This window comes from Pseudomonas sp. BCA17 (genome assembly GCF_004519405.1).
Lineage (GTDB): Bacteria > Pseudomonadota > Gammaproteobacteria > Pseudomonadales > Pseudomonadaceae > Aquipseudomonas.
Genome location: NZ_SGWI01000001.1, coordinates 604,521 through 627,073 on the forward strand (window position 1 = coordinate 604,521; position 22,553 = coordinate 627,073).

Genomic DNA, 22,553 nt, shown 5'->3' on the forward strand with positions numbered 1-22,553 from the left:
GGAATCACCAGGGCACCGAATAGAGATCCCTCCCATGCTCAGATGGTGCTCGCGTTCGATTTTCCTGCAAGTCGTGATCGGTCTGATGCTCGGCATCATCTGTGGCCTGGCCCTTCCCGAATTCTCCTCGCAACTCAAACCCCTGGGTGACGGCTTTATCAAGCTGATCAAGATGCTGATCGGCCTGATCGTGTTCTGCGTGGTGGTCAGCGGTATTTCCGGCGCCGGCGACTTGAAGAAAGTCGGGCGAATCGGTCTCAAGTCGGTGATCTACTTTGAAGTGCTCACCACCGTGGCCCTGGTCATCGGCTTGGTCATGGCGTTCAGTACCGGAATCGGCCAAGGCGCCAATATCCACTTGGAGCAACTGTCCTCTGCCGGCCTGAATGAACTGGCCGACAAAGGCCATCACATCCGTGGCACCAGCCAGTTCCTGATGGAGCTGATCCCCAATTCGGTGATCGGTGCCTTCGCCGACAACAACGTGCTGCAAGTGCTGCTGTTCTCGGTGCTCTTCGGCAGTGCGTTGAACCTGGTGGGCGAAGCGGCCTCGGGCATCACACGGCTGATCAATGAACTGAGCCATGTGATTTTCCGCATCATGGGCATGATCGTGCGCCTGGCACCGATCGGCGTGTTCGGCGCGATCGCCTTCACCACCAGCACCTACGGCCTGGATTCGCTGCAACACCTGGGCAGCCTGGTGGGTTTGTTCTACCTGACCTGCTTCGCCTTTGTCGCAGTGGTGCTTGGCCTGGTAATGCGCCTGTCCGGCCTGCGCATGCTGCCGTTGCTCAAGTACCTGCGTGAAGAACTGCTGATCGTGATGGGCACCGCCTCCTCCGACGCCGTGTTGCCACAGGTCATGCGTAAACTCGAACACCTGGGCATCGGCAGCTCCACCGTGGGCCTGGTGATTCCGACCGGGTACTCGTTCAACCTTGATGGCTTCTCGATCTACCTGACCCTGGCCATTGTGTTCATCGCCAATGCCACCGGTACACCGCTGTCGGTGACCGACTTGCTGACCATCCTGCTGGTGTCGTTGATCACCTCCAAAGGCGCCCACGGCATTCCGGGGTCTGCACTGGTGATTCTGGCCGCGACGCTTACCGCCATCCCGGCGATTCCGGTGGTCGGCCTGGTGCTGGTACTGGCGGTGGACTGGTTCATGGGCATCGGCCGTGCGCTGACCAACCTGATCGGCAACTGCGTGGCGACCGTGGCCATCGCCCGCTGGGAAAAAGACATCGATATCCAGCGTGCCAACAAGGTGCTCGACGGCCAGCAAGGTTATGCCTTCCAGACCAAGAAACCGGTGCTGCCGACGCACCAGGAGTTCTGATTTTTCGGGCCGGCCGGATGACCGGCCGCACCAACCTTTAAAGGAGCGTACGACGTGATCAGCACCTCAACCGTCGTCAATTCAGTGGTAGAAAAATTGCGCGCCGCCCTCAAGCGCGGCCAGTGGCGCCAGGGCGAAATGCTGCCCGGCCAACGCGAACTGGCCGAACAGATGGGCATCAGCCGCCCCAGCCTGCGCGAAGCGGTGATTGTGCTCGAAACCCTCGGCCTGGTGCGCTCCATGCCGGGCAAGGGCGTGGTGGTGCTCGAAACCAGCGTGAACGAGCCCCAAGCCAGTAACGCCGTGGCCGATGCCAGCCTCGAAGACATCCTGCAACTGCGCTACACCCTCGAACCCTTCATTGTCGGCCTGGTGGCTCAGTCCATCAGCAGCAAGGAAGTCGGCCAATTGCGACTGACCCTGATGGATATGCGCGAAGCCCTCGACGCCGGTGACGCCGAAGCGGGGATGAACGCCTACCTCAACTTCCACGAGGAACTCTTCGCCCTGACCTCCAACCCGATCTTCCAGAACGTGGTGCAACAAACCAGCAATGCCCTCAAGCAGAGTGCCCAGGTACTGCGCAACTCCCCCGAACATCTGGCCGAGCGCCTGCAGGAAAATGAAGCCGTGGTGCGCGCCATCCGCAACAAGAACAGCGCCCTGGCCAGTGCCGAGATGCGCCGGCATATCCTGCAGGAAGGCTTGCGCATGGGCATACGCCTGAATATCCCGGACGACAATCTGGGCAGCTGATTATTGGAGACAGGCCATGAGCGCTCACGCATTACAACGTCACGCAGTCAGCACCGTCCTGCCCGCCATGCGCCTGGTGGCGGGCAAGAAACCTTCGGTGGACGATATCTACCCACGGCTGTTCGACGCGATCCTGGAACAACGCATCGCGCCGGCCAGCCGTTTTACCGAAGAGGGTTTGGGCGAGATCTTCGGTGTGAGTCGTAGTGTGATTCGCAGAGTCCTGGCAAAACTGTCCCACCAACAGGTGATCATTCTGCGCCCCAACCAGCGCGCCCGAGTGGCAACGCCGGATGCCCGACAAACCCGGCAAATCCTTGAGGCGCGGTGCATGACGGAGAGCATGGTGGTGCAACTGGCCTGCGCCGAAGCCACACCCCCTCAGGTGCGCCAATTACGTGAGCTGATTGCCAGGGAGCGCGAATGCATCGAGCGTGATCAACGCGCACCGGCCATTCGGCTCTCCGGGGAATTTCACCTGCAATTGGCGGCAATCGCGGGCAATGCGCCGTTGGCACAATTCCTCAACAGCCTGGTGCCGTTGACTTCGTTGATCATCGCCCAGTACGAAAGCCAAGCGTACAGCTGCTGCACGTGGCAGGAACACATGGCAATCACCGACGCGGTTGAAAGGCGCGATGCAGACCACGCCGTGAACCTGATGACCCAGCACCTGAACCATCTGGCTCATTGTCTGGCTCACTGACGGGCGTGGAAGCGATGTAAAGCCGCTGGCTCAAACAACTGTCCTGAACGGTGTCTTCACTCATCAGGTGCACAATCACAGATTACCCTGATGTACGTAGACTCCCAGGCATTGCTCACACTGCTCACCGGAGGCGTTCCAGTCATTTAGGGTTATTCAACTCATGACGCCCATGGTCATCGCGGGCAGATCCTGCTGAACGCCGAACAGCCCAGCGTTTGTTGGCTCCACAAAAAATCCCCGCATGTTTCCATACGGGGATTTTTGGTTTTCAGTTACGGATCAAGGTTTAAAGCGGCGATTGACCACTCAGCGCCAAATCCAGCAACTCACGGTTGGCCACGGCGTACATCGCATAGTCCGTGCCGACCGCAGCACGGATTTCCAGCATCATCGCGACCCAACGATCAGCCATGTCCTTGTGCTGTTCAAGCCACAGGGCCACGCGGGCTTCCATGTCTTGAGGCGCATCCGCCATTTGCAGGACGGAGATGGTGATCGCCCGTTGCTGCCAGTCCACATCATCGCGGAAGGCTTCGCGAGCCTGGGCCTGCCAGTTGTTGGCCACCGGCAGATCGCTGATCTGCTGCAGGTACCACGGCAAGTCCAGGGCGCTGCCGACGGCAAAGTAAGCCTTGGCCACTTCGGCGGCGTCGTGCCCAGTGACGTCGGCGGCTTCGATGATCGGCAGCAAGGTGTACAGGTGAGTCGTGCCTGCAACCATGCGTGCCAACAGCTCCGGTACGCCGGCGTCGGTGTAGGCCTGGTAGCGGGACTGCCAGCCTTCGCGGGTCGGACCTTCCAGCAGTTCGTCGAGCTTGAGACCGAGCGCGGCCAGGTGCGGACCGAAGTGCGCGGTATCGCGGCCAGCGTCCTGCTCGTTGCGGCGGCTGCGCAGGAACCAGCGCGTAGCGCGACGGCCCAGGCGCATCAGTTCATCCATCAGCTCCAGTTGCACATCAGCCGAAACCTGGTGGTCCAGGGCTTCGATCTGACGGAACCAGTGCGGGAGGTGGAAGATGTCACGCACGATCACATAAGCGCCCGCCACGTTCGCCGGGCTCATGCCGGTCGACTCTTTGAGCCGCTGGACGAAGGTGATGCCCATGTGGTTGACCAGATCGTTGGCGATCTGGGTGCTGACGATCTCGCGCTTCAGACGGTGACGACGCATGGCCTCGGAGAACTTGGCCACCAGGCTCGGCGGGAACGCGGTCTCCATGTCACGGGTCAGGTACTCGTCATCCGGTACCAGCGACTTGAGCAGCGCTTCCTTGAGGTCGATCTTGCTGTACGAGATCAGCACCGACAGTTCCGGACGGGTCAGGCCCTTGCCATTCGCGGCGCGCTCGGTGAGCTGCTCCTCGGTCGGCAGGTACTCGATGGCGCGGTCCAGCTTGCCACGGCCTTCCAGGTCGCTCATCAGGCGCTTGTACTCGGCGGCACGCTCGTAGGCACGGCGCGCAGCCAGGGACAGGGCCTGGGTCTGCTTGTAGTTGTTGCCCAACACCAGGTTGCCGACTTCGTCGGTCATGCTCGCCAGCAACTGGTTGCGTTGCTTGTCGGTCATGTCACCGGCCTGCACCACTTCGTTGAGCAGGATCTTGATGTTCACTTCGTGGTCGGAGCAGTCCACGCCACCGGCGTTGTCGATGAAGTCAGTGTTGGAACCGCCGCCATTGAGGCCGAATTCCACACGACCCAGTTGGGTCATGCCGAGGTTACCGCCCTCGCCCACCACCTTGCAGCGCAGCTCGTTGCCGTTCACACGCAGCGCGTCGTTGGCCTTGTCGCCTACATCGGCATGGCTTTCGGTGCTGGCCTTGACGTAGGTACCGATACCGCCGTTCCACAACAGGTCCACCGGTGCCTTGAGCAAGGCGTTCAGCAGTTCGGTCGGGGTCAGCTTGTCGGCCGAGATATCGAAGCGTTCTTTCATCTGTGGCGAGATGGTGATGCTCTTCGCGCTGCGCGAGAAGATACCGCCGCCTTCGGACATGATGCTGGTGTCGTAGTCGGTCCAGGCCGAACGCGGCAGCTCGAACATGCGCTTGCGCTCGACAAAGCTGGTCGCCGGGTTCGGGTTCGGGTCGATGAAGATATGCAGGTGGTTGAAGGCCGCGACCAGTTGCAGCTTGTCGGACATCAACAGGCCGTTACCGAACACGTCACCGGCCATGTCACCCACGCCGACTACAGTGATGCTGTCTTCCTGCACATTGATGCCGCGCTCGCGGAAGTGGCGCTGTACGCCGACCCACGCGCCCTTGGCGGTGATGCCCATTTTCTTGTGGTCATAACCGGCCGAACCACCGGAGGCGAATGCGTCGCCCAGCCAGAAGCCGTAGTCGATGGCGATACCGTTGGCGATGTCGGAGAAGGTCGCAGTGCCCTTGTCCGCAGCAACTACCAGGTACGGGTCATCGTCGTCATGCCGCACGACGTTGACCGGCGGCACCAGGGCACCGTCCTTCAGGTTGTCGGTGATGTCCAGCAGGCCGGAAATGAAGATGCGGTAGCAGGCGATGCCTTCGGCCGCGATCTCGTCCCGGGTGCCGCCCAACGGCAGGCGGCGCGGCAGGAAGCCGCCCTTGGCGCCCACCGGCACGATCACCGAGTTCTTCACTTGCTGGGCTTTTACCAGGCCGAGCACTTCGGTCCGATAGTCTTCTTCACGGTCCGACCAGCGCAGGCCACCGCGCGCAACGTTGCCGAAGCGCAGGTGCACGCCTTCGACACGCGGCGAGTACACGAAGATTTCAAACTTCGGCACAGGCTTTGGCAGCTCGGGAATGGCACGCGGGTCGAACTTGAAGCTGAAGTACGACTTGTTCTGGCCGTTGGCGTCGGTCTGGTAGAAGTTGGTACGCAGGGTCGCCTTGATCAGGTCCAGGTAGCGACGCAGGATACGGTCTTCGTTGAGCACCTGAACGTCGTCCAGGGCCGTGAGGATCGCTTGTTCCAGGCGTTGCTGCTTGTCTTCCAGGTCGTCGGCGGTGAGCTTGCGCGCCAGGTAGAAGCGCGTCTTGAACAACCGGGTCAACTCGCGGGCGATGTCGGTGTGGTTGTTCAGGGTGCTGGCGATGTAACCCAGGTCGAAGCCCAGGCGGATCTGCTTCAGGTAACGGGCGTAGGCACGCAGCAACGCCACATCGCGCCATGGCAGGCCGGCGGTGAGTACCAGGCGGTTGAACGCATCGTTCTCGGCGTCGCCATGCACGATGTGCACGAACGCGTCCTGCAGGGTGTCGTTGAGCTGCTGGATATCCAGGTTCACGCCTTCGGCGGCAATGAACGCGAAGTCGTGGATCCAGAACTCACGGCCATTGGCGTGACGCAGACGGTACGGGAATTCACCCAGCACGCGCAGGCCGAGGTTTTCCAGGATCGGCAGCACGTCGGACAGTGCCAGCGGCGTGTCGGCGTGGTAGAGCTTGCAGTGCAACTCGCGCTGGCCGGAGACCTGGCCCAGCGGCTGGTAGAAGCTCATCACCAGCGGGTTGGCTTCGGTGAGACTGAGCAGGTGCTGCATGTCGACCACCGCCGAATGCGCGGCAAAGCGCTCGCGGTAGCCGGCCGGGAAGCCTTTCGGGAAGTCGGCCAGCACATTGGTGCCGTGGGCTTCGCCGAAGCTCTCGACGACGAGGCTTGCGTAGTCGTCCTGCCAACTGCGGCAGGCCTGCACCACTTCTTTTTCCAACTGCAGCGGGTCGATGTCGATGCGGTTTTTCGGGTCTACGCGCAGGATCAACTGCACACGGGCCAGCACGGACTCGGAGAAGAAGGTCCAGAACTCGCAGTCCGAAGCCTTCAGGCGATCCATCAGCACTTGCTGGATCTTCTGGCGCACTTCGGTGGAATAGATATCGCGCGGCACATAAGCCAGGCAGTAGCAGAAACGACCGTACGGGTCTTTGCGCAGGAACACGCGGATCTTGTTGCGTTCCTGGATCTGCACGATGGACATCACGGTGTTGAACAGCTCGTCGACCGGGGTCTGGAACAGGTCATCACGGGGCAGCACTTCAACGACCTGGGCAAGCTCCTTGCCCAAGTGCGCCTTGGCCTGGAAGCCCGAACGACGTTCGATTTCCGCGACCTTGCGGCGGATGTAAGGGATGACGCGTACGCTTTCGCCATACACCGAAGAGGTGTACAGGCCCATGAAGCGGTGTTCCTTGATGACCTTGCCGCTCGCGTCGATCTCGCGGATCGACACGTAGTCCGGGTAGGCCGGGCGGTGCACGCGGCTCGGGTGTGCGGCCTTGGCGAACGACAGCACGGTCGGTTCACGCAGGTAAGACACGGCATAGTCTTCGATACGCAGGTCGTCGGCGGTCAGGCCGGCGCGCAGCAACTTGGTCAGACCGAGGAAGGAGTTGGCGTCATATTCGATATGACCACCGTCCTTGTCGTCACGTACCACGAATTCTTCATAGCCCAGGAAGGTGAAGTGGTTGCCCACCAACCACTCCAGGAAGTTCTTGATCTCGGCTTTCTCTTCGCCGTCGATGCTGAACTGGCTGGCGTCGATACCGGCCAGCAGGTCCTGGACCTTGGCTTTCATCGGTTCGAAATCGGCCACGGCCACGCGCACTTCGCCCAGCACCTGCTCAAGCTCTTTGCTCAGCACGTTCAGTTCGGCGGCATTGGCGCAACGGTCGATTTCCAGGTACATCAGCGATTCTTGCTGGATGCCTTCGCCCTGGGTGCCTTTTGGCAGGATTTCCAGCAACTCGCCCTTGCCACCACGGCGCACACTGAGCACGGTGGTCTGCAGGGTGTGGATGCTGTAGCCACGGCGGTTCAGTTCGGTACGGACCGAGTCCACCAGGAATGGCAGGTCATGGTGCAGCACTTCGACCGCGGTGTGGGTCGACTGCCAGCCATGACGCTCGTAATCGGGGTTGTAGACCCGCACTTGCGGCTGGGTATGGTCAAAGCGCTCAAGCAGGCGCCAGGCAGACAGGGTGCAACCGGCCAGGTCGGAAAGACGACGTTGGGTCAGTTCGTCGAGAGAAATGATGCCGAAAAATTGTTCAGCGAACAGCGCCACTTGTGGCAGTGCCTGTTCACTGATGTGCTGCGCCAGTGCCGCTTGCAGTTGATGCTGGAAGTCGGCCTTGCTGGCTGCGGTGAAGAACGCCATCTGTGGTACTCCGCTTGGGCTTGTTATTGATGGAAGCGTCGCGTGTTATCCCCTTGCGGGGAGACCGTCGACTCTGTTCGCAGGTCTACATATAAGCACCATAAACGAATCAGAGTGACAGGTGGGTGAAGCTGGACAAGACAATCAGGTCACATACAACTTCCATAAGATGCGCACCTTGCCGGGTGACGGTACGACGGGCAGGTCAGGCGCCTGGCTCATGCACATCCGTTGCGCAGCTTAACGAGTGTAGGAAGACCGGTGCTTGCAGCGCTGCGACATATTCGGTCATCGGTAAGCAGGCTCGCGGTTGCAACTTGGGCAACCGGTAAAATCCCGTGAAAAAACCGGCTGCCTCACCGACAGCAAGTGCCGAAAGTGACTGATATTGCCCATCAGGTCATGCACTAACTCTGACGCAGGATGCAGCACAAAATTCGCGGCAATGGCACAATTGCCCGCATTACGTCCTCCCCCAGACAGGATTCCTCATGCTGCAACTGAAAACCGACGCCTTGATGGCCACCCCGTGCGACGAAGAAGAAGACAACATGGCCATGCTCTGCTGCCACGGCAAGAATGGCGAAATGTTCATGCTCGCGCGCTACCCGGACGAGGAAGAAGTTGAACTGACCTGGGACTACGAACCCTCGACCCTGGACGGGTTGAAGGTCACGCTGAGCGACACCCGGCTGCTGATCGAACTGGCTGCCGGGGACGCCGACGCGCTGGGCGGCAAGGATCAGTTGGAGATCAGCCACAGCACCGCCGCAGCGGACTTGGCCGAGGTGGAGGAAACCCTGCAGAACATCCTCAAGGGCACCGGCACGTTCATTCGGGCTTGAGAACACCGGCGCTCAAATGTGAAGGGGTGCTTGCCCGCGAGGATGACAAGTCAGTTAATGACCCACGGACTGACACACCACTATCGCGAGTAAGCTCCTCCACATTGACGGCGTACCAACACAAAAATCCTACAAGTTTTGCCAAAAATACCCGTCACGCCGTTAGTCGCCGCACCCCGCGATGCATTAAAGTAAGCGTCCCAAGCCCCGGTGTGGTTGTGCAACGCCCGGGCTCATCTTTCCAGGAACCGTCATCGATGGAACATCGTGAAGCGCTGCTCGCGCTGCGAACCTTTCTTTCTACGCAGATTCTCGGTCAGGAAAAACTCATCGATCGCTTGCTGATCGCCCTGCTCGCCGACGGCCATATGCTGGTTGAAGGTGCGCCGGGCCTGGCCAAGACCAAAGCGATCAAAGAGCTGGCCGAAGGCATCGAAGCGCAGTTCCATCGCATCCAGTTCACGCCCGACCTGTTGCCCGCCGACATCACCGGCACCGAAATCTATCGCCCGGAAACCGGCAGCTTTGTGTTCCAGCAAGGGCCGATTTTCCACAACCTGGTGCTGGCGGACGAAATCAACCGTGCCCCGGCCAAGGTGCAATCCGCCTTGCTCGAGGCCATGGCCGAGCGCCAGGTCAGCGTCGGGCGCAGCACCTACGACCTGTCACCGCTGTTCCTGGTGATGGCCACGCAAAACCCCATCGAGCAGGAAGGCACCTACCCGCTGCCCGAAGCCCAGCTCGACCGCTTCCTGATGCATGTGAAGATCGGCTTCCCGGATGCCGCCGTGGAGCGTCGTATCCTGCAACAGGCGCGTGGCGAAGCGCTGAACGGCGAAACCAAGCCTGAACGCCGGGTCAGCCAGCAAGCGATCTTCGCCGCGCGCAAGGAAATCCTCGGCCTGTACATGGCCGACGCGGTAGAGGAATACCTGGTGCAACTGGTCATGGCCACACGCACGCCGGCCAAGTTCGACCCGGAAATGGCCGAGTGGATCGCCTACGGCGCCAGCCCGCGCGGCTCCATCGCCCTCGACCGCTGCGCCCGTGCCCACGCTTGGCTGGCCGGCCGTGATTTCGTGAGCCCGGAAGATATCCAGGCGGTGCTGTTCGACGTGCTGCGCCATCGCATCATTCTGTCGTTCGAGGCCGAAGCGGCCGGCGTCGACCAAGACCGTGTGGTGCAACGCATTCTCGACGTCGTTGCCGTCGCTTGAACCCCATGAACGCAGGCGATGGCATCCGCGTCACCCTCAGCGAATTGATCGAAATGCGCCATCGCGTGCGGGAAGTGCAGTTGTTTTCCACCCCGAGCCAGCGCAGCCCGTTGATCGGCCTGCACCACTCCAAGCTGCGTGGGCGTGGGGTCGATTTCGACCAGGTGCGCGTGTACCAGGCCGGGGACGATGTACGCACCATCGACTGGCGCGTGACGGCACGCACCCAGGAACCGCACACCAAACTGTTCCATGAAGAACGTGAACGGCCGATCTTTATCATGGTGGAGCAAAGCTGCCGGCTGTTTTTCGGCTCGGGGCAAATGTTCAAGTCGGTGCTGGCGGCGCAGGCGGCCAGTCTGATCGGCTGGGCCGCGCTGGGGCATAACGACCGGGTGGGCGGGCTGGTCTTCGGCGACAGCGAGCACTACGAAATCAAACCGCGACGCAGCAAACAAAGCTTGCTGCAACTGCTCAACCGCCTGGTACGGGTCAACCAGAGCCTGAATACCGAAAGCCGCCCGGAAGCCGACGCCCTCGGCATGGCGCTGCGCCGTGGCCGCGAAGTGCTGCGCCCCGGCAGCCTGGTGATCGTGGTCTGCGATGAACGCGCGCTCACCGAAGGCGCCGAACAACAGTTGAGCCTGCTGTCACGCCATTGCGACCTGCTGCTGCTGCCCATTTCCGACCCGCTGGACCATGCCCTGCCCGCCGCCGGGCTGCTGCGTTTCGCCGAACGCGGCGCCCAGCTGGAACTGGACACGCTGAACTTCGACCTGCGCCAAGCCTACAAGGCCCAGGCCGAAAGCCGCATCGCACGCTGGGAACTGCTCGCGCAAAAGCTGCGGGTGTTGCTGATGCCCTTGAGCACCCAAAGCGAAATGGTCGAGCAACTGCGCGAATACCTCAACCCGCAACGCCCGGTTAAAAAGCAATGAGCAGCCTCGACCAACTGCAACCGCTGATCGCGCCGCCAGCCATCGGTTTCTGGCCACCCGCGCCAGGTTGGTGGCTGTTGCTGGTGCTGATTCCACTGCTCGGTTGGGGCGTGTGGTGGCTGCGCCGCTTCTTGCCTGAAAAGCGCCCCGTGGCCCGTGCCGAGCAACCACTGGACCCGTTGCGCATTGCCGCGCTCGCAGAACTGGCCCTGATGCCCAAACCCTATGATGGCGCCCCGGCCGGGGCCTGGCTGCAGCAGCTCAACGGGCTGCTCAAACGCCTGTGCCGCAACGATTACCCCTACAGCCAAAGCCACACGCTCAACGGCCGCAAATGGCTGGCATTTCTTGACAACCGCTGCCCCGCTGCCGGCCTGACCCGCTGGATGGTATTGGTGGAAGGCGCCTACAAGCCCGAATGCAAACTCGACGACAAGGCCATCGCCGGCCTGACCCAAGCCGTCGACACCTGGATTCGCAAACATGTTTGAGTTCGCCTGGCCGTGGATCTTCGCCCTGTTGCCATTGCCGTGGGTGATGCGCTTTATCCTGCCCGTGGCCGACAGCGGCGAGCCCGCCTTGAAGGTCAGTTATCTCGCCGATCTTGAAGGCCTGGCCCGACGTCGCGCCCGCGTCAACCTGCCGGGCTGGCGCCAGCAAGCGCCATTCGTGGTGCTATGGCTATTGCTGTTGACCGCCGCCGCCCGCCCGGAATGGCTCGGTGAACCGTTGCCGATTGCCGCCAGCGGCCGCGACCTGCTGGTGGCGGTGGACGTTTCCGGCTCCATGGATTTCCCCGACATGCATTGGCAGGACGACGACGTCAGCCGCCTGAGCCTGGTGCAACACTTGCTCGGGGACTTTCTCGAAAGTCGCGAAGGCGACCGCGTGGGCCTGATCCTGTTCGGCAGCCAAGCCTACCTGCAAGCGCCGCTGACCTTCGACCGGCGCACCGTGCGCGTCTGGCTGGATGAAGCGCGTATCGGCATCGCCGGCAAGAACACCGCCATCGGTGATGCCATCGGCCTGGCCCTCAAACGCCTGCGCCAACGCCCGGCGCAAAGCCGTGTGCTGATCCTGGTCACCGACGGCGCCAACAACGCCGGGCAGATTGACCCGCTGACCGCCGCACGCCTGGCGGCCGAAGAAGGCGTGAAAATCTACCCGATCGGCATTGGCGCCGACCCCGAGCAAACCGGCTCCCTGGGCGTCCTCGGCGTCAACCCGAGCCTGGATCTGGACGAGCCCGCGTTGAAGGCCATCGCCAGTGCCACCGGTGGTCGCTACTTCCGCGCCCGCGACGGCGAGGAGCTGCAGAAGATCAAGCAAACCCTGGACCAGCTCGAGCCCGTGGCACAACAACCCACTCAGGCCCGCCCGGCCCAGGCGCTGTACAGCGCGCCATTAGCGCTGGCATTGGTCCTGAGCATGTTGCTGGTGATCCAGGAGCGTTGGCCCAACAACGCCTTGCAACGGGCCTTCAATAAACTCTCGACCCGGGGCATTTTCCTGCAACAGCACCCTGAATGGCGCCAACGCCTCAAACGCCTGCGTTTGCGGAGGCGTCGATGATCGATCTGTGGCCGCACTGGTTCCGCCCCTGGTGGCTGTTACTGCTGCCGCTGCTCGGCTGGTTGCTGTGGCAGCTGTGGCACCGGCAAAAGCGCGCCGGGCGCTGGCAGATGATCCTGCCGCCGGCCTTCCACGCTGTATTGCTCAGTGGCGGCAGCGGGCGCGAGAGCAAATCGCCCTGGGTCGTACTGGGCATCGCCTGGCTGTTGGCGGTAGTGGCTTTGCTCGGCCCAAGCTGGCAAAGAGTCGAGCAATCCAGCCAGAAACCGGCCGACCCGCTGGTGGTGCTGCTGGAATTGACCCCGGAGATGCTCGCCACCGACAGCCCGCCCAACCGCCTGGAACAGGCACGCCGCAAGCTGTATGACTTGCTGCAGGCGCGGGACAATGCACCGACTGCCATCGTGGTGTACGCCGGCAGCGCGCACACCCTGGTGCCGCTGTCGGATGACCTGGGCACCAGCCGCAACCTGCTGGAAGCCTTGCGCCCTTCGATTATGCCCGAGCCCGGCCATCGCGCCGATCTGGCGGTGGACAAAGCCCTGATCCTGCTCAAGCAAGCCGGCCTCGGCCAGGGCCGCCTGCTGCTGGTGGGCTCGTCACTGTCAAAACAGGAACGCCAGGGCATCCGCCTCTTGCTGCAAGGCGCACAGGCGCCGACCTTGTCGATCCTCGGCGTCGGCAGCCGCGAAGGTACGCCGGTCACCCAGGAGAGCGGCGAATTCCTCAAGGACGATCAGGGCGCAATCCTGATGCCGCGCCTCGACAGCCCAACCCTCAAAGCCTTCGCCAGTGAAATGGGTGGCCACTACCGCGCCGCGCGCCTGGATGACAAAGACCTGCGTCAACTCGGCCTGCTCGATGGCCCGCAGGCCCTGCGCAACGACGGCCAACTGCTGCACCTCGACACCTGGGCCGACCAGGGTTACTGGCTGCTCCTGCCATTGTTGCTGCTTGCCGCCTGCGCCGGACGTCGCGGCTGGTTGTTCTGCTTACCTCTGCTGTGGCTGGGTGTCCCGCAACCAAGCTATGCCTTTGAACTCCAAGACCTGTGGCTGCGCCCCGACCAGCAGGGCCAATACCTGCTCAAGCAAAAACGCCCGGCCGAAGCCGCCGAGCGCTTTGAAGACCCGCAGTGGCAGGGCGTGGCGCTTTACGAAGCCGGCAACTATGCCGAAGCGATCAAGCGCTTTGCCGAGGGCAATGACGCCTACTCTCATTACAATCGCGGTAATGCGCTGGCCAGGTCCGGCGCCCTGGAAGCCGCAATCGACGCCTACGAACAGGCCCTTGAGGCGCAGCCCGACCTGCAACCGGCCTTGCAAAACAAGGCACTGGTGGAACGGCTGATCCAGGAACAGGCGCAACCCGAACCGGCGCAGCCTGTCAAAAACGAGGATGACGAAACCACCCAACCCGGCCAAACTGCGCAACCGGGCGCCAGCGGGCAAAGCAACACCGGTGGCGAACAGTCCGCCCAGGGTCAGGGCGAAGCCGGCAATACGGATAGCCAGGCAAACGCTTCACCGAAAGCTGGCGGCAACGAGGTGCCGGGCAGCGAACTGGGCGATGAGCAAACCACCACGCCGCCTTTGCGCCCCACCGATGCCAGCCTCGACGGCGAACATCGCCAGGCCCTGGAGCAATGGTTGCGCGAGATCCCGGACAACCCCGGTGAGCTGCTGCGCCGCAAATTCTGGTACGAACAGCAACAACATCAGGACAAGACTCGATGAGCCGCCGCACCACCCTTATGCTCCTGCTCGCGTTATCGGCAGGCCACGCCCAGGCGGCGAACCTGGTCGCCAGCGTTGATCGCAGCCGTGTCAATTCCGGTGAAACGGTGGAACTGACGGTGGAGTCCAGCGACGTCACCCAATTCGGCAAACCCGACCTTTCGCCCCTCGACGCACAGTTCGAAGTCAGCGGCACGCGCCAGATCAACCAGCTCACCACCCTGGGCGGCGACAACCACGCCACCACGCGCTGGATCATTACCCTGCTGCCCAGGGAAAACGGCACGGTGGTGATTCCCCCCCTGCAAGTGGGCGAGCTCAAGACCCAACCGATCAGCCTGCAGGTGGTGGAAACCGCCAGCCAGAACACCAGCGCCGAACTGGCGCCAGTGTTCATCGAAGCCAACCTCGACCAGAACAGCGTATACGTGCAGGCCCAGGCGTTGTTGACGGTGCGCGTGTACCACTCGGTGTCGCTGTATGACGACAGCAGCCTGACGCCGTTGCAGATTCCCGATGCCCGTATCGAGCAACTGGGCGAATCGCGAACCTACGAGAAAGTCATCAACAGCATCCGCCATGGCGTGATCGAAACCCGTTACGCGATCTATCCGCAGCACAGCGGTGCCATGCTGATTCCGACGCAAACCTTCAGCGCTACGTTGGTGGAATCGCGCCCACCCCAGGAAAACACGCTGCAGGGCACCAAGCCGGGCAAGTTGATCCACGTCAGCTCGGCCGAACTGCCCCTTACCGTCAAGCCCAAGCCGGCGCTGTACCCGGCCGATGCGCCATGGATACCTGCCCGCAGCCTCACCCTGACCGAAGCCTGGAACCCCGAGCCGGATCACGTGCAAGTCGGCGACTCCCTGACCCGCAGCCTCACGGTCAAGGCCGAAGGCCTCTCCAGCGCGCAACTGCCGGCCCTGCCGAGTACCGACGTCAATGCCCTGCGCCGCTACCCGGATCAACCGATACTCGGCAACCAGAGCAACGATCGCGGCCTGATCGGCAGCCGGGAAGACCGCGAAGCACTGGTGCCGACCCGCGCCGGCGCCCTGGAGCTGCCGGCAGTGGAAGTGGTGTGGTGGAACACCCACGAAGACCACCTCGAGCGTACCAGCCTGCCCCCCCGCACGCTCCAAGTGGCGATCAACCCAAGCCTGGTGGTGGATGCACCCGCCACGCCAACCGTCATCACCGCCCCGGACGATGACCGCCTGTGGCTGTGGCAACTGAGCACACTCCTCTTCGCCTGCACCACCCTGCTGGGCTTCGGCCTGTGGTGGCGCGCGCGCCGGCAACCCGCCGTACAGCGCACCGCGCAGACCGGCCCAAGCCCCCGCACCCTACTCGACGATCTCAAACGCGCCACCCAGGCCAACGACCCTCAAGCCACGCGCCAGGCGCTGGATGCCTGGGCGCGGCAACAGCCGGAAACCCTGGCCGACATGGCGGCGCGGTTCGTTCCGCTGTCCGATGCCCTCGACGGCCTCAACGGCGCGCTGTACAGCGAAAGCGGCCAGTATTGGCTGGGCGAGGACCTGTGGCGTGCCGTAAAAGCCATCCCGATGACCGAGCGCGCGCAAGACCCGGCCACCGACACCACCAGCTTACCGCCGCTGTACCCCAAATAGCGGTGGGCGGGGGCTTGCTCCCGATGGCGGTGTATCAGTCACTAACAAGCCGACTGACAGGGCGCTATCGGGAGCAAGCCCCCTCTCACACGTGTCGATAGACATGACTATTGCAACTCGATCTGCGCCGCCTGAGTGACACGCGTTGTCAAAGGCCAGCAAGTCATATCCCTTTAATTTGCAGGACGTTTCCTAGACAATCCCACGGCCTTGCGCCTGCTCACTCCACTGGCTAGCCTTCGCTCCGTCGCTGCATATCAGCGATCGGGTGTGGAAACCTGGAAACTAGTAGGCGTCATGATCGTATGAACACGCTCAACGGCGGCTGTACGCGGGCAGGCTTCGGTCTGGCCGAGTCCTACTACTCGGATTTCCACCCCGCGTATGGCTGCCACCCAATCTGTCGTGTGGAAACGACAACAGGATGGCTCCCCCACTTATTAGTAGGAGCTGCACCCATGAGCAAAATCGTCCCCGACCCACCCCGCTTCAACCCCGACCGCAAAACCTTTGAACGTGCCCTTAGCCACTATCTCCAACCTGCTTCGCCGCCAGCCTTCACCGTCCATCACGACCTCAGCTTCGAAGACGCCATCGTCCAGATCTGCGACCTGTTGCGCTGCGCCGCCGCCACTGCAGCCGCTACCCGCCAGGCACTGAGCAGCGATCAGCCTCACATGGCGGGCGCCACCGAGCACCTGATCGACAACGCCAAAACCCTGGCCGACAGAGCGCTGGAGTGCCTGCACGCCGCGTAATCCTGTGGGGGGGCTTGCTCCCGATGACGGTGTATCAGTCACAAACACGCTGATCGGGAGCAAACCCTAATGTCAGTCAGTTAAGCGATAGAGCAGGCAACGGGTAACCTGTGGCGAGGGAGCTTGCTCCCGTTGGGCAGCGAAGCGGCCCCAGCTTCTGGTTTGAAAATACTGGGCCTGCTACGCAGTCCGACGGGAGCAAGCTCCCTCGCCACAGTGACAGCGTTGCGCCTTACTGACTGTGCATTTGAGCCGGCCCCCTCCCACAGCTTTACAGGTAAACTCCCCTCCTTTTCATCTTTTCATCTCTTCATCTTTTCAACGGAGTTCGCCTTGCGTCTGTTTCATACCTCCGACTGGCACCTGGGCCAGAACCTCCACGGCCAGGAACGCGACTTCGAACACGCCTGTTTCCTCGAATGGCTGCTGGGCCAACTGAAAGCCCATGAGCCGGATGTATTGCTGATCGCCGGCGATATCTTCGATACGGTCAACCCGCCGCTCAAAGCCCAGGAGCGCTTGTATGACTTCATCATCAGCGCCCACGAGCAAAACCCCAGGCTCACCATAGTGATGATTGCCGGCAACCACGATTCCGGTTCGCGCATCGAATTGCCTGCGCCGTTGATGCGCCGCTTGCGCACCCATGCGTTGGGCCGGGTGTTGTGGCTGGACGATGGGCAACTCGACGCCGAACGCCTGCTGATTCCCCTGCCGGATGCCAAGGGCAAGATCGCCGCGTGGTGCCTGGCGCTGCCGTTTTTGCGACCCGCGGAAGTCACCGGTGCCCACCTGGGTGATGATTACCTGCGCGGCATCGGCCAGGTGCATGACTGGCTGATCGCTGCAGCCAAGGCCAAACGCAAAAAAGGCCAAGCGCTGATCGCCATCAGCCACGCGCATATGGCCGGCGGGTCGGTGTCGGAAGACTCCGAGCGCAGCCTGATCATCGGCAATGCCGAGGCGCTGCCCGCCAGCCTGTTCGATGCCAGTGTGGGTTATGTCGCCCTCGGTCATCTGCACAAGCCACAGCAGGTGAATGGCGAGGAGCGCATTCGTTATTGCGGCTCGCCGATTCCGCTGTCGTTTTCCGAAATCGGCTACAAACATCAGATTCTCGACGTGACGTTCCAGGGTGAAAGGCTGGTGAACGTCGAACCGCGCCTGATCCCCCGCGCGGTCAATCTGCAACGCCTGGAGGCCGCGCCGCTGGCCGATATCCTCAAGCAACTGGGCGACTTGCCCGACATTGACCTGCTCGCCGAAACCCAGCGCCAACCCTGGCTGGAAGTACGTGTGCGCCTCGACGAGCCACAGCCGGACCTGCGCCAGCAAATCGAAACCGCCCTGCAGGGCAAAGCCGTGCGCCTGGTACGCATCGCCGCCGAATACGCAGGCCCGGGCAATCGCGAAGACAGCGATACGGATCGCCTGGTCGAACTCGACCAGCTCACACCCCAGGAGCTGTTCAGCCGCGCCTGGCAGGACAGTTACGGCAGCGAAGTGGATGAACAGACCTTGAAGGATTTCGCCGTGCTGCTCCAGGAAGTGCAACAGGAGGATGAACAGCCATGAAGATCCTCGCCATCCGCCTGAAAAACCTCGCTCCCCTGGCCGGCCCGTTTGAAATCGACTTCACCGCCGAGCCCCTGGCCAGTGCCGGGCTATTCGCAATCACCGGGCCGACCGGTGCAGGTAAAAGCACGCTGCTCGATGCGTTGTGCCTGGCGCTGTTTGGCGCTGTACCACGGCTGGGTGACACCGGCCAGGCCAAGATGCCGGACGCCGACAGCGACATCTCCATCGGTGACCCGCGCACCCTGCTGCGTCGCGGCACAGGCGGCGGTTATGCCGAGGTGGATTTTGTCGGTGTCAGCGGCCGTCGCTACCGTGCGCGCTGGGAAGCCAATCGGGCCCGCGACAAGGCCAACGGCAAATTGCAGAACAGTCGGCAAAGCCTGATCGACCTGGACAGCGACCAACTGCTGGCCAGCCAGAAAACCGAATACAAAACCCAGTTGGAACAAGCCCTCGGTCTGAACTTTGAACAGTTCACCCGCGCGGTGTTGCTGGCGCAAAGCGAATTCAGTGCGTTCCTCAAGGCCAACGATAACGAGCGCAGCGAGCTGTTGGAAAAGCTCACCGACACCGCGCTCTACACCCAACTGGGCCGTCGCGCGTTCGACAAGGCCAAGGACGCCAGGGAAGCCCACAAGCAGTTGCAGGATCAAGCCACCGGCGTGGTGCCGCTGGCCCCCGAAGCGCGGGCGGAACTCGATGAACAACTGGCCGAGGCCCAGCAGCAATTCAAGACCCGGCAGGCTCAGCTCAAGCAGTTGGAGTTGCAGCACACTTGGCTCAAGGAACTGCGCGAATGGCAGGAGCGCCGGAAGGCCGCTGTCGAACAGTTGCAGGACGCCGAGCAGCAATGGCATGCGCAAGGCCAGCAACGCCAGGATTTGAGCCGCCTGGATCAATTGGCGGCGCAGCGCCATCATTTTGCCCGACAGGCCGAACTCGGCACCTTGCTGGCGCCCCTCGCCGCGCAGATTCTGCAGCACATCGAGCAGCAAAGCGCGTTGCGTGACCGTCAGGAGCAGGCACACACACAGCAGGCCGCCGCTCAGTCGGCATCGGCCGACGCCCTGAAACACCAGGCCAACGCTGTACCGTTGTTGCGCCAGGCCTTCGAAGAGCAGAGCACCCTCACCCGCCTGAACACAGACCTGGCCAAGCGTACCGAAGACCGGCACTTGCAGGAAACCGCCTGCACCCAGGGCCAGGCCACACTCAATGACTTGTTGGAGAAACAAGCCCAGGTGGGCGCGCGCCTGCAACATCTGGCCACCGAGCTAGAGCGCAGCACAGCCCTCGCACCGCTGAGTGATGCCTGGGGCGCTTACCGCGACCGCCTGCAGCAACTGGTGCTGATCGGCAACCGCCTGAACAAGGGCCAGGCCGAGCTGCCGCAATTGGAGCAGCGCGCCACCGCCGCCGACGAGCAGTTCACCCGGCAGCGCGAGGCGTTGGCGTTGCTGTACCAGGAGGCCGGTGCCGAACCCCACGCCGTGGCCGAACAGATCCAGTTGCTCGCCAGCCTGCTGCAGGACAATCGCAAGCAGCAGCGCGCCTTCGAAGACCTCACGCGCCTGTGGGACAACCAACAACAGTTGCAGCAACAGAGCGATGCGCTGACGCAGAAGCTTGCCCAGGCCCAACAGCAGCGAGAAAAGCTGAACCAGGCCGGCCTGCAAGCCAAGGCTGAACTGGCGGTGGCCGAGCAAACCCTGACGGTGACCAAGCAATTGCTGGAACGCCAGCGCCTGGCCCGCAGTGCCAGCGTCGAAGAGTTACGTGAGCAGTTACAGGACGATCAGCCGTGCCCGGTGTGCGGCAGTCATGAGCATCCGTACCACCAGCCCGAGGCGCTGCTGCAAAGTCTGGGCCGCCATGACGAAAATGAAGAGGCCACGGCGCAGAAAGCAGTCGACAGCCTCAAGGAAACCCTGACCGAGCTGCGCGGCGAAGTGGGCGGCTTGATCGCCCAGCAAAAAGCATTCCTGGAACAGCAGGAACAGTTGGCGGCGCAACAACTCGCACTGAAATCCAGCCTGGAAGCACATCCATTGTCCGCGTCGCTGTTCAATCAGGACGCCGCCCAGCGCAGCACCTGGCTGGCGCAGCAACTCAACCAGCTGACGCAAAGCATCAGCCAGGATGAACAACGCCAGGGCGCCCTGCTCAACCTGCAACAGAATGCCGGGCGCCTGCAGCAACAGCTGCAGGCAGCGCAGGACGCGAGCCAGCAAGCCCGCCAGTTGCTGGCGGACCAGCAACGCGAGCTGGCCAACGACCACGACCGCCTTGAAGAAGAACTCAGCGCCTTCGCCAACCTGTTGCCCACCGCCACCCTGGAGGACCTGCGCCGCGAGCCGGCCGCGACCTTTATGCGGTTGGACCAGCAGGTCAGCCAGCGCCTCGAGCAACTGGGCCATCAGCGTGACGAACACGCCGAGCAGCAGGAACGCCGGCAAGCCATCGAGAAAGAACAGACCTATCAGCAGCATCGCGAGCAACAACTGCAGATGCTGCATCAGCAGGTCACGGAGCTGGCCGCTCAGCAGCAAGCGGCCCAGGAAAAACTCAGCGCGTTGTTGGGCGAGCACCCAAGCGCCGAACAATGGCAACAACAATTGGATCAGGCGGTGGCGCAATCACGCCAACACGAGACCGATGCCAACCAGCAGTTGCAAGACATCCGCAACGCGCTGGTGCAGCTGGACGCCGACCTCAAGGCCCAGCAGGAACGCGAACAGGCACTGACCGCCGAGCAACACACCCTCGGCATACGCCTGGACGAATGGCGCGCCCGGCATCCCGAACTGGATGATGACGGCCTCGCCCGCCTGCTCGCATTTGACGACCACGCAATCAGCGCGCTGCGCCAGCAATTGCAAGACAGCGAAAAAGCCGTGGAGCAGGCCAAGGTGCTGCTGCAGGAGCGCGAACAACGCCTCGCCGAACACCAGGCCCAGCACAACGGCAACCTGGAAGCCGAGCAACTGGACAACGCCCTGGCGGCCCTCAATCAGCAACTGGCCGAGGATGAGAAACACTGCGACGCGCTGCGCGCACGGCAAGTCGAAGACCAGCGACGTCAGGATGCCAACCAGGCGCTGGCCGAACACATTACCAAGGCCTACGACGAATGGCAGCGCTGGGCACGCCTGAATGCGCTGATCGGCTCGGCCACCGGCGACACCTTCCGCAAGATCGCCCAGGCCTACAACCTCGACCTGCTGGTGCACCACGCCAACGTGCAGTTGCGCCAGCTGGTGCGCCGCTACCGCCTCAAGCGCGGCGGCAGCATGCTGGGGCTGTTGGTGATGGACACGGAAATGGGCGATGAACTGCGCTCGGTGCACTCGTTGTCCGGTGGCGAGACATTCCTGGTGTCGTTGGCGCTGGCTTTGGGCCTGGCCTCGATGGCGTCCAGCACCTTGAAGATTGAGTCGCTGTTTATCGACGAAGGCTTCGGCAGCCTCGACCCCGAGTCGCTGCAATTGGCAATGGACGCATTGGACGGTTTGCAGGCCCAGGGCCGCAAGGTGGCGGTGATCTCCCACGTGCAGGAAATGCATGAGCGCATCCCGGTGCAGATCCAGGTCAAGCGCCAGGGCAACGGGTTGAGCACCCTGGAGGTCAAGTGAGCGAGGCGCTGTTGTATTCGTTCCGGCGCTGCCCGTACGCGATGCGGGCGCGTCTGGCCCTGCGTTATTGCGGTGTAGACGTGCGGATTATCGAGGTGAGCCTCAAGGCCAAACCGGCCGAGATGCTGGCGTTGTCACCCAAGGGCACGGTGCCGGTATTGAGTGTGGCTGGCCAGGTGATCGACGAGAGTCTGGAAATCATGCAATGGGCGCTGGCGCAACGCGACCCTGATGACTGGCTGCTGCAAGGCGACGGCGCGGTGCTGGCATTGATTGCCGAGAATGACCAGGTGTTCAAACATCATCTGAATCGATACAAGTACGCCGACCGCTATCCGGAGCACCCGATGGAATATTATCGGGCCGAGGGAGAAGTGTTTTTGCACAAGCTGGAAGGCTTGCTGGCGGGGCATGAGTACTTGCTGGCCGAGCATTTGAGCCTGGCCGACGTGGCACTGGCGCCGTTTGTGCGCCAGTTTGCCAATGTTGACCCGGAGTGGTTTGCCGGATCGCCGTATCAGCGACTTCAGAAATGGTTGCAACGTTTTCTGGAGTCGCCGCTGTTCATCGCGGTGATGGCAAAACACTGATGCATCACCTGGAGCGGGCTTCCTGTGGCGAGCAAGCTTGATTGCACAGGGTGCGAAGCGCCCTGAAAGCCGGTGCCGGCTATGCAGTCGTGCG

The 22,553-nt window shown here is 62.3% G+C and carries 15 protein-coding genes; 14 read left to right on the forward strand and 1 reads right to left on the reverse strand.

The annotated features are described in order from the left end of the window. Positions 1–34 precede the first annotated feature (34 nt). From EXW71_RS02690 to EXW71_RS02700, 3 genes are read left to right on the forward strand one after another with little or no spacing between them, the layout of a single operon-like run. Positions 35–1,345: a C4-dicarboxylate transporter DctA gene (locus tag EXW71_RS02690; protein ID WP_134657484.1), complete on the forward strand. Its 1,311-nt coding sequence runs from the start codon at positions 35–37 to the stop codon at positions 1,343–1,345. Positions 1,346–1,399: 54 nt separating this feature from the next. Further along, a complete protein-coding gene (locus EXW71_RS02695; protein WP_134657485.1) occupies positions 1,400–2,101 on the forward strand; it encodes a FadR/GntR family transcriptional regulator in 702 nt (233 codons plus the stop codon). 16 nt (positions 2,102–2,117) lie between these two features. Continuing rightward, the gene (locus EXW71_RS02700) at positions 2,118–2,807 is read left to right on the forward strand and encodes a GntR family transcriptional regulator (RefSeq protein WP_134657486.1); all 690 of its coding nucleotides are present in this window, start codon (positions 2,118–2,120) and stop codon (positions 2,805–2,807) included. A 289-nt stretch (positions 2,808–3,096) separates the two neighbouring features. Here the strand turns inward: EXW71_RS02700 and EXW71_RS02705 are convergent, their stop codons facing one another. Beyond that, the gene (locus EXW71_RS02705; RefSeq protein ID WP_134657487.1) at positions 3,097–7,956 is read right to left on the reverse strand and encodes an NAD-glutamate dehydrogenase; all 4,860 of its coding nucleotides are present in this window, start codon (positions 7,954–7,956) and stop codon (positions 3,097–3,099) included. Between the two features lie 491 nt (positions 7,957–8,447). Here EXW71_RS02705 and EXW71_RS02710 point away from each other — a divergent pair, with 491 nt between their 5' ends. The 11 genes from EXW71_RS02710 to EXW71_RS02760 all read left to right on the forward strand — a co-directional run bounded on the left by EXW71_RS02710 (position 8,448) and on the right by EXW71_RS02760 (position 22,459). Beyond that, positions 8,448–8,801: a hypothetical protein gene (locus EXW71_RS02710; protein ID WP_134657488.1), complete on the forward strand. Its 354-nt coding sequence runs from the start codon at positions 8,448–8,450 to the stop codon at positions 8,799–8,801. Positions 8,802–9,058: 257 nt separating this feature from the next. Then, positions 9,059–10,018, forward strand: a complete 960-nt coding sequence (locus tag EXW71_RS02715) for a MoxR family ATPase (protein WP_123718598.1) — start codon at positions 9,059–9,061, stop codon at positions 10,016–10,018. Between the two features lie 5 nt (positions 10,019–10,023). Next, positions 10,024–10,956, forward strand: a complete 933-nt coding sequence (locus EXW71_RS02720) for a DUF58 domain-containing protein (protein ID WP_123718599.1) — start codon at positions 10,024–10,026, stop codon at positions 10,954–10,956. Next, positions 10,953–11,447: a DUF4381 domain-containing protein gene (locus EXW71_RS02725; protein WP_134657489.1), complete on the forward strand. Its 495-nt coding sequence runs from the start codon at positions 10,953–10,955 to the stop codon at positions 11,445–11,447. Before EXW71_RS02720 ends, EXW71_RS02725 begins: the two co-directional genes overlap by 4 nt. Further along, the gene (locus tag EXW71_RS02730) at positions 11,440–12,528 is read left to right on the forward strand and encodes a VWA domain-containing protein (RefSeq protein ID WP_123718601.1); all 1,089 of its coding nucleotides are present in this window, start codon (positions 11,440–11,442) and stop codon (positions 12,526–12,528) included. The genes EXW71_RS02725 and EXW71_RS02730 overlap by 8 nt, the downstream gene beginning before the upstream one ends. Continuing rightward, positions 12,525–14,264 carry a tetratricopeptide repeat protein gene (locus EXW71_RS02735; protein ID WP_134657490.1) on the forward strand — a complete coding sequence of 580 codons (1,740 nt, stop codon included), beginning with the start codon at positions 12,525–12,527 and terminating at the stop codon, positions 14,262–14,264. The genes EXW71_RS02730 and EXW71_RS02735 overlap by 4 nt, the downstream gene beginning before the upstream one ends. Next, complete coding sequence (locus EXW71_RS02740) at positions 14,261–15,901, forward strand: BatD family protein (RefSeq protein ID WP_134657491.1); 1,641 nt, start codon at positions 14,261–14,263, stop codon at positions 15,899–15,901. Before EXW71_RS02735 ends, EXW71_RS02740 begins: the two co-directional genes overlap by 4 nt. A gap of 458 nt (positions 15,902–16,359) precedes the next feature. After that, the gene (locus EXW71_RS02745; RefSeq protein WP_134657492.1) at positions 16,360–16,659 is read left to right on the forward strand and encodes a DUF6124 family protein; all 300 of its coding nucleotides are present in this window, start codon (positions 16,360–16,362) and stop codon (positions 16,657–16,659) included. Positions 16,660–16,992: 333 nt separating this feature from the next. Continuing rightward, positions 16,993–18,234, forward strand: coding sequence for an exonuclease SbcCD subunit D C-terminal domain-containing protein (locus EXW71_RS02750; protein WP_134657493.1), 1,242 nt, complete (start codon positions 16,993–16,995; stop codon positions 18,232–18,234). Beyond that, positions 18,231–21,869: an AAA family ATPase gene (locus EXW71_RS02755; protein WP_134657494.1), complete on the forward strand. Its 3,639-nt coding sequence runs from the start codon at positions 18,231–18,233 to the stop codon at positions 21,867–21,869. Before EXW71_RS02750 ends, EXW71_RS02755 begins: the two co-directional genes overlap by 4 nt. Then, on the forward strand, positions 21,866–22,459 hold the full coding sequence (locus EXW71_RS02760) for a glutathione S-transferase (RefSeq protein ID WP_134657495.1): 594 nt from the start codon (positions 21,866–21,868) through the stop codon (positions 22,457–22,459). The genes EXW71_RS02755 and EXW71_RS02760 overlap by 4 nt, the downstream gene beginning before the upstream one ends. The last annotated feature ends 94 nt before the right edge of the window (positions 22,460–22,553 follow it).